Annotated in this window: 11 protein-coding genes; 5 read left to right on the top strand and 6 right to left on the bottom strand. The window is 71.0% G+C overall.

The features are described from left to right. Window positions 1–56: 56 nt before the first annotated feature. Both ACZ6QO_RS36550 and ACZ6QO_RS36545 read left to right on the top strand, forming a co-directional pair. Entirely contained in the window at window positions 57–383 is a 327-nt protein-coding gene (locus tag ACZ6QO_RS36550; RefSeq protein WP_465857880.1) for a hypothetical protein, read from the top strand. Window positions 384–387: 4 nt separating this feature from the next. Continuing rightward, window positions 388–4107, top strand: coding sequence for a CHAT domain-containing protein (locus tag ACZ6QO_RS36545; protein WP_465857878.1), 3720 nt, complete (start codon window positions 388–390; stop codon window positions 4105–4107). Window positions 4108–4209: 102 nt separating this feature from the next. On the opposite strand, the gene ACZ6QO_RS36540 is transcribed toward ACZ6QO_RS36545, so the two are convergent. The 5 genes from ACZ6QO_RS36540 to ACZ6QO_RS36520 form a co-directional block, all read right to left on the bottom strand. After that, entirely contained in the window at window positions 4210–4377 is a 168-nt protein-coding gene (locus ACZ6QO_RS36540) for a hypothetical protein (protein WP_465857876.1), read from the bottom strand. A gap of 208 nt (window positions 4378–4585) precedes the next feature. Next, a complete protein-coding gene (locus ACZ6QO_RS36535) occupies window positions 4586–5980 on the bottom strand; it encodes a sensor histidine kinase (protein ID WP_465857874.1) in 1395 nt (464 codons plus the stop codon). A gap of 39 nt (window positions 5981–6019) precedes the next feature. Beyond that, a complete protein-coding gene (locus tag ACZ6QO_RS36530) occupies window positions 6020–6748 on the bottom strand; it encodes a response regulator transcription factor (protein ID WP_465857872.1) in 729 nt (242 codons plus the stop codon). An 11-nt stretch (window positions 6749–6759) separates the two neighbouring features. Beyond that, window positions 6760–7269: a hypothetical protein gene (locus tag ACZ6QO_RS36525; protein ID WP_465857870.1), complete on the bottom strand. Its 510-nt coding sequence runs from the start codon at window positions 7267–7269 to the stop codon at window positions 6760–6762. A 138-nt stretch (window positions 7270–7407) separates the two neighbouring features. After that, the gene (locus tag ACZ6QO_RS36520) at window positions 7408–8142 is read right to left on the bottom strand and encodes a class I SAM-dependent methyltransferase (protein ID WP_465857868.1); all 735 of its coding nucleotides are present in this window, start codon (window positions 8140–8142) and stop codon (window positions 7408–7410) included. Window positions 8143–8413: 271 nt separating this feature from the next. On the opposite strand from ACZ6QO_RS36520, the gene ACZ6QO_RS36515 reads away from it, so the two are divergent. Together ACZ6QO_RS36515 and ACZ6QO_RS36510 are read left to right on the top strand one after the other, a co-directional pair. Further along, on the top strand, window positions 8414–8896 hold the full coding sequence (locus ACZ6QO_RS36515; protein WP_465857866.1) for an RNA polymerase sigma factor: 483 nt from the start codon (window positions 8414–8416) through the stop codon (window positions 8894–8896). After that, window positions 8883–9755, top strand: coding sequence for a hypothetical protein (locus ACZ6QO_RS36510; protein WP_465857864.1), 873 nt, complete (start codon window positions 8883–8885; stop codon window positions 9753–9755). The genes ACZ6QO_RS36515 and ACZ6QO_RS36510 overlap by 14 nt, the downstream gene beginning before the upstream one ends. A 49-nt stretch (window positions 9756–9804) precedes the next feature. Here ACZ6QO_RS36510 and ACZ6QO_RS36505 read toward each other — a convergent pair whose 3' ends face one another. Continuing rightward, window positions 9805–10329 carry a hypothetical protein gene (locus ACZ6QO_RS36505; RefSeq protein ID WP_465857863.1) on the bottom strand — a complete coding sequence of 175 codons (525 nt, stop codon included), beginning with the start codon at window positions 10327–10329 and terminating at the stop codon, window positions 9805–9807. A gap of 342 nt (window positions 10330–10671) precedes the next feature. Between ACZ6QO_RS36505 and ACZ6QO_RS36500 the strand changes: the two genes are divergently transcribed. Then, window positions 10672–12351, top strand: coding sequence for an RNA polymerase sigma factor (locus tag ACZ6QO_RS36500; protein WP_465857862.1), 1680 nt, complete (start codon window positions 10672–10674; stop codon window positions 12349–12351). Window positions 12352–12366: the final 15 nt, after the last annotated feature.

The following is a 12366-nucleotide window of genomic DNA, read 5'->3' as shown; positions in this document are numbered from 1 at the left end:
GGTCGATAGTATGCTGGCCGGTGTTCCGGCCGATCGACCGAGGAAGAGTGAGCCGCTTGGACGTGCTGCTGGCCGTTTCCAGAGATTTCAATCTCAGCGCCCCCGAGATTGTGCACGCCTGGAACACGAGCGGCGATCACACGAAGGTCGCCGTGGCCCGTCCGTACGGAGGGCGGCTCGACCACTTCGACGCAGCGGAATTCCTCGGGTCGGTCCTGGTGGTGATGGGTTCGCTGGCCTCCGGCGTGGCGGGCAACGCGCTGTACGAATTGCTCAAGGCCGTCCTGGTGCCGAAGGCTCGCGGTCGTGAGATCACGTACAAGGAGATCGATAAACCCGACGGCACCAAGATCATAGAAGTGCGCCTTTCCGAGACCGAATGACCGAATGACCGAGTCGCCGAATGATCGAACGGCCGAGTTGGCGATCGAGCACCTCGGAGAGCGGCGTGTCGTTCTCGCCCTCGACGGCGCCGCCGCCGCTCAGGTCGACTTCGACGATCCGTTCACTGCGGAGGCCGCCGAGACGCTGCGCTGGCTCCTGGAAGACTGCCCTGACCTGCCGTTCGGTCCTGAGCGGCAACGGTGGAGGGACGCGCTGCGCGCCGTCGAGGAACTGGGCGAAGCCCTGTGGAACGCGCTGGCGCGGACGGACGACTCCCGGACGGTCATGCGAGCCCTCGCCGAGCGCCGTCCCGATATCACCAGTGTTCGGGTCATATCGGACGATCCAGGATTTTTAGGAATACCGTGGGAGCTCATTCGCGTTCCCGGCGCCGGAGAGTATCCGCTGGTCGAGGTTCGCGAGTTCACCCGCTGCCGTCGCACGCGCCACGAGAGCCGCGTTGAAATAGACGCCCGGCAGGATGAGTGCCTTCGAATTCTCCTGGTGTCTCCCCGGCCCTTCGGAACCCAGGATGTCAAACCCAGGACGGTGCGCGGGCCCGTCATCGAAGCGGCCGCCCGGTCGCGGGGCGTCGTGCGCGTCGATCTGCTCCAGCCGCCGACCCTGCGCCGGTTCAAAGAGGTCATGGAGTCGCCGGCGCGATATGACATCGTCCATTTCGACGGGCACGGATACCTTTCGGAAAGCCCGGAAGAGGCCGGGAGCGGCGTCCTGTTCGAGAACGAGGACGGCGAGCCCGATCAGGTGTCCTCGGCCGAATTCGCCGGGGCGATACCCCTCGGCCGTGTTCCGGTGGTGGTTCTGAACGCCTGCCGTTCCGCGAAGGCGTCACCCGGAACGGCCGTCGGCTCCGTGGCGATGGCCCTGTCGGACCGAGGAGTCCCCGCCGTCCTGGGGATGACGCACAATGTGGGCGCCTCCCAGGTGTCGCTGTTCTCGCGGACCTTCTACGACGCGATGGCGGAGGGGCGGAGCGTCGCCGAGGCCGCCTCGGAGGCACGGCGGAGGCTGCTGCTGGAGCCCGACGACGAGGAGCGGAGACCACAGGTCCGGCGCCCGTTCCACGCGCTCCCCGTTCTTTACGCCGCCGACGGCCGGACGCGGTCCTTCCCGCTCGTCACCTCCGGTACTCCGGCGGCCATCCCCGGGGGGCAGGCCGTCGCCGGCGCGCCCGGCGCGCCCTCCACCGCTCCCGCGGCCTCCCTGGAAGTGGACGACGCCGAGGACCTGCGGGAGCTGATGTACAGGGACGACGAACTGACCGCGCTCGACCGGCTCCTCAGGGGGCCGGACCCCGTGGTCCTGCACGGCGTCGTCGGCGGCGGGAAGACGCGTTTCCTGCGCACGTATCGCCGGTACAACGAGCTGATCAACGCCTTCGACGAGGTCCGTCCGATCGCGGCCGAGGACCTTGCCCGTGACCCGTCGCTGCCGCTGAAGGCCGCACGGGACGCGCGGACGCGGGCGGGGCTCTCCGTCCTGCACGTCTGGGACGGTGTCGACGGCGCCTCTCTCGCGGCCGCCGAGCAGGCCGCCGGCATGCTTCCCAGCGGCCACCGGGTGCTCATCGCGACACGGCACGACGCGTTCACGGTGAAGCACCGTTCCCACGCTCTGGGCGACATGGGCACCGAGGTCGTCGGCCGGTTCATCGCCCGGATATTGCGGGACCGGCCGGAAACCCAGCAGTACGACCCGTACATCTTGGGCTTGCTGGGATGGCTGCCACGGTCGTCGGGCTGGCACGCGGCGAGCGTGCGGGCGATGGCTCGCGCGCTGGAGGGACAGGCCATCGACACGGTCTGCTGGAGCATGGAGATCGGTCACCCATCGGGCGAAGACGACCCGCTGCTCGACCCGGCGGTGGTCCGCTGCCTTGAAGGCCTCGACGGCGGGGGCGTCTCCAGCGGTCCGGAGAAGCGTGGTCCGGGGAAGCCTGGTCTGGAGAAGGGCGACTTGGAGGATGCCGGACGGCGGTGGCGTGAGCTGATTCCGTTCATCGGCCTGTTCGGTCACCGGGCCTTCCCGGGCCTGCTGGGTCTGGTGACCGACCGTGGTCTTGAGCGTGACCCTTTCGCCGACCTCATGGGCATCCGCGTGCCGAGCGACGAATGGCAGCAGGTGCTGCTCCTCGCCGAGACGATGGGTCTCGTCCAGCGATTCCACGAGCACGCCCAACTGGGCTTCAACGTCCCTCCGGCGGTGTCGTTCGCCCTGCGGGGAGTGCTGGCCCGCCGGTTCTCCCACGAAGAACTGCGTTCCCTGCGGCTCGCCGTCATCGAGGCCACGTTCGGGATGCTAGTCGGTATCGTCCCTGAGCCGGAAGAGGCCGACAGCACCGGCTACCTCTGGCGGCGGCGCCGCAACTTCTTCATGGACATGCTGGAGGACAGCGTCTGGCAGGCGCTGCTCAACGCGCTGGACCTCGGCGAGTACGAGACCGCGGCGAAGATCGCGGCCGAGTACGCGCGCGAGCCGCCGGGGTCGTTCGGCTGGTGGCGCGCGTACAGCATGCTCGATGACCTGTGCACCTACACTCGTCCCGCGCACGGCGGGCGCGACGAGGCCGCCGTCTTCTTCGGCACCGCCGACGACATCCTGAGCCGGGCGGCCGCGGAGCGGCGCGACTGGCCGACCGCCAAGACCCATCTCGAACGGCTGATCGGGCCTCCCCCCACCTCCTACACCGAACCGCGGCTGCTCACCCTCCTGCTCAGAGGCGCCCGCGTCATGCTGCACACCGACGGAGCCGAGGAGGGCAAGCGGTTGCTCGCCCTCGCCATCGACCGCGCGCAGGGGACGCCCGACGCCATCGTGCGGTGCCGATCGGTGTGGCAAGACCTCGTCGATGACATGGCGCTCGCCCCCACCGAGGCGAGGAGGCTGGCCGACGAGGTCGGCCTGCCGCCGCCGAGCGCCGAGGAGGAACGCCCGATGACGCTGGGCCGGATGTCGCGGGCGGAGCTGCTGGAGGAGTTGCGTGAGGCCGAACTGCACGACAGCACGGCCCGCATCATCACCCTGCGCGGCTACCTCGGAGAACGAGCCAGAAACGCCGGAGATCTGGAAGAGGCGCGCGAGTGGCTGCGCTCGGCCCTCGGCCTCGGCATGCGCAACCCGCTGGTCGGCAAGGTCGCGTGGACGGCCCATGAGCTCTCCATGGTCGAAGAGATGGCCGACAACCTCGACGACGCCGCCCACTGGGCCATGTTCGCCATCGAGCGTGCCCGGGAGGAGCGGGGCGCGGGCCGCACGGAGGCGGACGCCCACCACGAACTCGGCATCATCGAGATGCGGCGGGAGCGCCACACCGAGGCGGTCGAGGCGTTCGAGGTCGCGCTGCGCTACTACCGGGCCAACCACATGCCGGACTACGCCGATGACACCGAGTTCCTCATGGCGGTGCTCGAAGCGCAGCACGGCGACCGCGCGAAAGGCGTCGGCGCGTGCCGGCGGCTGGCCGAGCGCTTCGACCGGGCCGGCTCTCAGACGATGGTGGTGCGTGCGTCCCTGTTCATCATCGGCGACGCGCTGGAGCATGGCGAGATCGACATCGCCGAGGAATACCTCGCCCGTGCCAGGCCGGCGCTCAAGCACGTCAGCGGGCCTGACCGCGAGGCCATGGAGGAGGCCATCTCCGAGATGGCGGATATCGCCTCCTCCATGGCGAGGATCGTCTCGGAGATGGAGGAGCGGCGATGAGGCGGCGGCGTCCCGCCCCCGGGAAGGTGGGGGCGGACGCCGCCGCCTTCGGGTTCCCCGCGAGGAAGGCTGGGGAACCCCGGGCAGCCGGTCGGCGCGGTCTCAGCGGCCCTTCGGCTGGCGCCGCGGCGGCGTCACGCGCCGCACGGGCGCCGGCGGCACCGGAATACGGCGCGGGGCCGGCGGCGAATCGGTGGAAAACCGACTTTGCTTCATCTTGTTCGTCTTGGCGGACTTACCGCCCTTGTGGTGGCTTTTATGGGCACGCATACACGTCTCCTTACAGATGGCGACGCGGCAGAGGACTCATGCCGGTCGAAGCGTCAGCCGCCGCGTCTGGATGGACGGGACCAGAAAGCTGAGCGCGGACAGATCGGCCAGAGCGACCGACCTACGCCGTCAGTAAGGAAAAATGCGCATACCCCGACATTACGAACTCCCCGCGAACGCCACAACTGATTTATCCGCCCTGCGTCCCCTACGAGAGCGGACTGGTGTGACCCGGAGGCGCGGGAGGAGTCTCCGGGGTGGGGGGCAGGTCGGGGAGGTCGATGCGGACGAGGGTGCCCTGGCCGGGGAGGGAGCGCAGGGTGGCCTGGCCGCCGTGGGCGGTGGCGATGGCGTGGACGATGGCCAAACCGAGGCCGCTGCCCTCGCTGTGGGCCGAGTGGTGGAACCGGTCGAAGGCGCGCGCGGCGTTCTCCGGCGACATCCCTGGCCCATCGTCGCTCACCTCCAGGACGGCGGGCGGCGTCAGCCGTACGGTGGCGGCCGTTCCGGGCGGGGTGTGCGCGCGGACGTTGGCCAGCAGGTTGACCAGCACCTGGCGGATCCTGGCCTCGTCGGCGACGGCGACCAGCCGTGCGGGCGCCTGGACGGTCACCGGATGGTCGGGGTCCAGCGCGGTGAAGTCGTCGGCCACCTCAACCGCGACCGCCGTCAGGTCCACCGGCGCGACGGTGAGCGGCGCCCCCTTGTCCAGCCGGGCCAGCTCCAGCAGCTCCGACACCAGGCGCGTCATGCGCGTCGCCTCGTCCTCGATGCGGCGCATGACCTGCGGGATCTCCTCCTCCGGGATGGCCCCCTGGCGGTACAGCTCGGCGTACCCGTGGATCGTGGTCAGCGGGTTGCGCAGCTCGTGCGAGGCGTCGGCGGCGAACCGGCGCACCCGCTCCTCGGACGCCCAGCGCGCGGCGAACGCGTCCTGGATGCGGGTCAGCATGACGTTGATGGTCGAGCCGAGCCGCCCGGCCTCCGACCTGCCCTCGGGCATGCGGGCCGACAGGTCGCCGCCCTCGGCGACGAGCTGCGCCGTGCTCGCCATGCGCGACAGCGGCGCGAGACCCTTGCCTATCAGCGACCGGCCGAGCAGGGCCAGCAGCGCGATGAGCAGGGCGCCGGTGAGCAGCTCCGTGATCACCAGGCGGCGGATCGCGTCACGCACCTCGTCCAGCGGGACGGCGACGACCACGATGCGGTTGCCGACCGTCATCCGCGCCGCCGCGCCCCGCAGCCGGTCGCTGAGCGCGAACGGCCTGCCGCTGTCGGCGAGCTCGCGCAGCCGCGCCTCGTCCATCCGCTCCAGCATCTCGGGGACGTGCACGGCCTCGGGGTCGTCGCCGGACAGCAGCCGGCCCCGGTTGGTCGTCAGGTTGAGCAGCGCCACGGCGTAGGTGGGGCTGACGTTGATCAGGGCGATGTTCGACGCCCGCACCAGGCGGGTGGCGGACGCCTGCGCGGCGGTGGCGAGCGTCGCGTCCGTGCGGTCGAGCAGGTGGCCGCGCAGCATGAGGACGCTGACGACCGACAGCGCGGCCAGGCCGACCGCGGTCACCGACAGCAGCCCGGCGAGGAGCCGCCCCCGCAGCGTCACGGCCGGCCACCTCGCACTCCCGCGCGGGCACTCACCGGGTCAGCCGTCGGAGGCCGGGCGCAGGGCGTAGCCCACGCCCCGCTGGGTGTGGATCAGCGGCGGGCCGAGCGGGTCGAGCTTGCGCCGCAGGTAGGAGACGTAGGTCTCGACGACCTGCGACTGGGTGCCGAACCCCCACACGTGCTCCAGCAGCTGCGCCTTGGTGAGCACCTGGCCGGGGTGGCGCATCAGGAAGGCGAGCAGGCGGAACTCGGTGGGGGACAGGTCGACCGGCGTGCCGCCCCGGCGCACCTCCCAGCGGGACTCGTCCAGCTCCAGGTCCGCCACCGCCAGGATCTCCTGATCGGCGGAGATCGCCGCCGGATCGGCCCCCGCCGCACCCCGCCGGCCGCCCCGCCTGAGCACCGCCCTCGCCCTGGCCACCAGCGCCTCCACCGAGAACGGCTTGGTGACGTAGTCGTCGCCGCCGAGCGTGAGACCGTGGACGGTGTCCGCCGGGGTGTCGCGCGCGGTCAGGAAGATGACGGGGACGTCATCGCCGTCCGCGCGCAACCGCCGGCACAGCTCGAAACCATCCAGATCGGGCAGCATCACGTCCAGCACGAGCAGGTCGGGCGTCCCTGAGCGGGCGATCTCCAGCGCCTCGTAACCGCGCGCCGCGCTCACCACCTCGAACCCGTGGAAACGCAGTGCCATGCCCACCAGGTCGCGGATGTTGCGCTCGTCGTCGACGACGAGGACCTTGGGCTTGTTCGTCTGGTCGCTCATCCGTCCTTCGGTCAATCCTTGGGCTTCTTGGGCACCACCACTCCCTGCGCCGTCCGGGCGTCACCGTCGGGCTGTCCCAGGACGAAGACGCCGTCACCGGACGCCAGCGCAGAGGAGGCGGATTTGTCACCATTCTTGCGGACTCTGGTATCCGGGGTCAGCGCCCAGGTCCAGCTCGTGCCGTCGGCGCTCTTCACGGTGATCGAACCGGCGGACACCGCTGTGACTGCGCCGCGCTGCCAGGTGTAGGTGGCGTAGCCTCCGCCACGGGCCCGGATGGTGGCCTCGCCGTGCACGCCGATGAGGCCGCGCCGCAGGGCCAGGCGCACTCTGGGCCGGTCGCCCGGCGCCTTGGTGAGGGTGACGGCCTCGTTCGCGGCGGAGTCCGCCGACAGCAGTTCGTACGGGACGCCCGCCTGCTCGCCGTCCGACTGCCGCGCGACGGCGACGCCGCCCAGCGCTCCGACGGTCAGCGCGCCCGCCACCGCCCCGGCGACCAGCATTCTGGATGTTTTCCTCATGCTCCCAGCGCACCGGACACGGCTAGGAGAAGCGCGAGGAAATCCTGAGATATCCCGGAGAACCCGCGCCATGGCGGCATCCGGCCCGCTTTCGCTCTTGGGTGACCCCGGCCGCGCCGGAACGCGGCCGGACCGCCGTCACCGCTGCGGGACGCGGGCCACGCAGAAGACCGTCTGGCCGAACGGCGGGCGGACGAAGCGCTCGATGAAACGGGTCGTCGGCACCACGGTGCGGTCGTAGATCTTGACCAGCCGGGGGTCGGGGTAGCCGACGCCGCCGCGGCGCACGGCCGCCCACCAGGCGATGCCGCCCAGGAAGTTGATCGGCTTGAGCACCTCGGCCCTCAGCCCGGCCTCGGCGACGGTCTTGCCCAGCGTCTTCGGGGTGTAGCGGGTGACGTGGCCGACCTTGCGGTCGAAGTCGCCGTAGAGCTGCATGTAGCCGGGTACCCAGATGACGATGCGGCCGCCGGGCTTGGTGACCCTGGCCAGGGACCGCAGCGCCTCGACGTCCTCCTCGATGTGCTCAAGGACGTTCATCATGACGACGGTGTCGACCGGATCGGCGAGCGGGATGTCGGTGGGCAGGCCGAACTGCAGCACCTGGATGTCGTCGCGGCCCTCGAACCGCTTGCCGAGCTGCTCGACGCAGTAGGGGTCGAAGTCGCTGACGACCAGGCGGTCGAGGCGGGGGAGGAACTGCTCGGCGAAATGGCCGAGACCCGAACCGATCTCGAGCATGGACCTGCCGACGTGCGGGGCGACCATGTCAAGCTCGTACTGCCGGTAGTTCTTGGCCTCGTCGCCACCTAGGTGATTCTCCAGGGCCTCGTCACCGGCCGCAGGTTGCACCACGCGGTCATACCCAGACATGCGTCCCGCCCAGTTTCGTTCACTCAAAAACCGTGGCCCCGAACAAGGCCACGGCTACGGATGGGCAACGAGTCTAGCCGCCCTGATCCGCGCGGGTCCCAACTTCCCGTCGCGCACGCCCGGAAACACTTGGCGCGACTCTTGCCAGGTCTTTGCGCGAACATGCCGGTAGAAACTACCTTTTGTCGCTCAAGGATCTTCCAAGGAGCCCGCGACGGACGACGACGAGGCGATAACCCGTTCCCTGGCGGGTGATCTCGCCGCCTACGAGGTGCTGGTCGCGCGTTACAGCGCGGTGGCGCACCGTACGGCCGCGCTCCTCGGCGCCGGGCAGGAGGCCGAGGACGTCGTCCAGGAGGCCTTCGTCAAGGCGTTCCGTCACCTGGCGACCTTCCGCCGCGACGCGGCGTTCCGGCCGTGGCTGCTGCGCATCGTGGCCAACGAGACCCACACCATGACCCGTTCCCGGGGACGCCGCGCCGAGCTGGTGCTCAAGGCCGGCGCCCAGCCCGACCTGCGCGTCCCTGAGGACCCCGAGGGCGCCGCCATCGCGACCGACCGCCGGGCCAGGCTGCTGGAGGCCGTGCGGGGACTGCCCGAGATGGAACGCAGGGCGGTGGTCTGCCGGTACTTCTTACAGCTGTCCGAAGCGGAGACGGCGGAGGTCCTCGGCTGGCCGATCGGGTCGGTGAAGTCGCGTACCTTCCGAGGGCTGGCGCGGCTGCGGAAGGAGGTGGGCGGTGAACTCTCCTGACGGCACGGACAACGGCGCGGACAACGGTACGAACCATGACGCGAACCATGGCACCGACAACGGCGCGAACCATGGCGCGGAGCACGGCGCGGGCGGTGACGCGCGCCACCTGGACCCGCTGGAGGCCGAACTCCTCGCGCTCGGCGTGGCGCTGGACATCCCCGCGCCGCCTTTCTCCGATGTCGCCGGCGCCGTACGGGCCCGGCTCGAAGGCCTCACCCCGGACGAACGCTCCTCCGCGCCCGCGTCGCCGCCGCGACGGGGGCGAGGGGCGCGGCGGCCGCGGTGGCGCTGGGTGGCCACCGGCGTCGCGCTGATCGCGGCGGCGCTGCTCGGGCTGACGCCGCAGGGGCAGGCCGCCGTGGCGCACGTGCTGAGGCTGGCCGGGGTGGAGATCCATGCCGGCGAGCCGCGACCGCTTCCGTCCGGCGTCGCGAGCCCGCTGCCCGGCGAGAGGCGCGTGAGCCTGGACCAGGCCCGGCGGATGGTGGCGTTCCCCGTCAAGGTGCCCGCCGTGCTGGGCGAGCCCGACGACGTCCGCGTGAGCGACGGGGGACGGGTGCTCTCGCTGTTCTGGCCGGGCACCCGGCTGGACGCCTACGACGGCACGCTGGAGGTCGTCTGGCGCAAGGACCTCGGCGGGCCGTTCCCCGACCAGGTCAACGTCGGCTCGGCCTCCGGCTGGTGGGTCTCAGGGCCGCACGGGCTCACCTATCTTCCCCGCACCGGCGCGGGCGTCGAGCCGGTGGAGCGTCGCGCGGCCGCCACCCTGATCTGGCAGCAGGACCGGACCGGCTACCGCCTTGAGGGCCCCGCCACCGTCCCCGAAGCCCTGAAGATCGCCACCTCCCTCCGCTGACCGCGGACTCCAAGGCGCTGGGACCTGGTACGGCGACGAGGCCGGACGGTCAGGTGCCGGGCGGTGGCGGGGGAAGGTCGGGGCCGCTGGTCTCGGGGGGCGATGTGGGGACGGCGGTGCGGGAGGCCGGCGGCGGGGGAGGAGCCGTGGGGCCCGTCTGCGAGGTCGGCGTCCTCCTCGGGCTGGAGGTGCGGGTCGGCTTGGCGGTCCGGGACGGCGCGGCGGTCGTGGCGGAGGCCCGGGGCCTCGCGGACGTCACCGGAGGCGGCGGCGGATCGGTGTCCGCGGCACGGGGAGCGGCCGTCCGCTTCCGCGCCGGACTGCGCTCGGCGACCGGCGGCGGGGGCGACTCGACGCCCATGGGCGCGGACGTGGACGGCTTCGCGGTGGGCGAGCCGGAGGAGGTCTGGATCGCGGCCGGCGCGCCGGACCCGCCGCCGTCGGAGGACTCCGGCCAGGCGAACCAGATGCCGGATCCGACGGCCACCAGCAGCGTCAGCCCGATCACGATGGGGCCGCGCCGGTCGGTGCCCAGCCACCGGCGGATCGGCCCTTCGTCGTCGTCCAACTCCATCGACGTCTCCCACGTGCGCCATCGGTCCGCGCGGGGACCGCTTCCGGTGGAATTCTTGGCATACGGCGGACGACGTCGCGGTGAAGAAGGTTCATCCCAGTTGTCTCGCACGATGCTCGTCTCCGGGGGCGGGATCCACGTCGGTTGCCCGATGCACATCGCGGCGGTCGTCACTCCATGTGCATTCAGGTGTGGGTTAAGACCGCAACGCAGTCAACACAGTATAGAAGTTTGTTATGTGATGAAAGTGATATGAGCAGCTGGGGCGACCTCCCGTATATTTCTGACTGCTTTGCCACTACCGGATTTTCCTTTTGCATCCAGTCAGGAGAGCTGATCCCCGTGCTGAGGAGGGATGACCCCGCTGCGCTGGAGCGGCTCTGCCGCGAGTATGGAGATCATCTCTACGACTACTGTCAGTCGTTGCTCGATGATGAGGACGCGCTGTCGGCGACGGTGGGGGCGTTGTACGGGGCGGTGGCCCATACCGATCGGTTGTACGACGCGACGCGGTTGCGGGCGTGGTTGTACGCGCTGGCGCGGGCCGAGTGTCAGGCCCGGCTGGCCGGGGTGGTCCACAAGGGGTCCTATGCCCGGCAGGGCCGGGGTGGTTCGCCGGAGCTGGGTGTGGAGGTTCTGGCGTGTCTGGAGCCGCGTGAGCGGGAGATTCTGGATCTGACGCTGCGCCATGGGTTGAAGTCCGATGAGGTGGCCCGGGTGCTGGACATCTCGGTGGACGCGGTGGAGGGCGCGGCCCGCATGGGGCGGCGCAACGCCGAGCGGTGGCTGGCGGCGGTCATGGACGCCCGGGGTGAGCGGCCGCGGTGTGCGGTGCTGCCGGGGCTGGTGAAGTCGTGGGCGGAGTCGCCGACGCGGCTGTTGCGCGCGCACATCACCCGGCACATCCGTTCGTGCAAGCAGTGCGGGTCGGCCACCTCCGGTGTGACGATGACCGCGTTGATGACCCGGATGCCGATCCTGGCGGGTCCGGCGCCGGCGGAGCGGTTGTTCTCCGGCGCGGACGCCTCGTTCACCGCGGCCGAGACCCGTACCGAGAGCTGGCATCCCGATGGGTTCCCGGTGCAGCCGGACGCGTTGGAGGATCCGCCGCCGGCGCAGGCTCCGCTGTCGGTGGAGGAGGGGTTCACCCCCGAACGCCGCGAGGGCGCCAAGGCCGAGCCGGAGTTCTGGGAGCCTGATCCTGAGGCGGACGACCCGGAGAGCCGGATCCGCTGGGGGCGGGTGTCGCTGGTCACGGTGGTGTCGGTGGCCTCGGCCGGGGTGATCTGGTCGCTGCTGTTCGCGCCCACCGGCGCCCAGGGCCCGGTCGATGTGGAGGCCGCGGGCGGCACCGTCGTGGTCAGCCCCGGCGAGTCCCTGCCGCCCCTGGTCGACTCCCCGCCGCCTCCGCCGCCCGGCGGCACGTCCGCCCCGGTGGCCAGTCCCGGAGCGACCGCGCCCGCCGCGACCCGTCGCGGCGTGGCCGCGCCCACCGCGTCGACGCCGGTGGTCCCCCCGCCGACCAGTTCCCGCCCCACGTCCACGTCCACCCCCAAGGTCAAGAAGTCCTCCGCCCCGACCACCAACGACGGCCCCAACGACCCGCCGCCGCCGAAGACCAGCTCGGCGCCGAGTCCGACTAAGAAGTCCACGCCGCAGCAGAGCTCGCAGCCGCAGAGCAAGCAGACCACCTCCGCTCCGCCTCCGCCGCCCCCTCCGCCGGCCTTCACCGCCGCCACCACCTCGATGGACGTGGGCGGCAACCGTGACGGCTCGGTGAGCGTCCGGTCGCAGGCCGGCTCGATCACCTGGGAGGCCGTCGGCCGCGACATCCTGGTCTCTCCGGGCTCGGGCAGCACCGGCAGCGGGCAGACGGCCTCGATCTCGTTCAGCGTGCGCTCGTCGGCGCCCTGCGGGCAGCAGCAGGAGGCCTACATGTCCATCAAGTGGTCCGGTGACAACCAGGGCACCAAAGGCTCCGGGACCATCGGCGTGAACATCACGTACACGAAGCCCTGCTGATCCGACTTAGTACGA

Source organism: Sphaerisporangium sp. NPDC049457, assembly GCF_055586705.1.
This window is presented reverse-complemented; position numbering and strand designations above follow the sequence as displayed.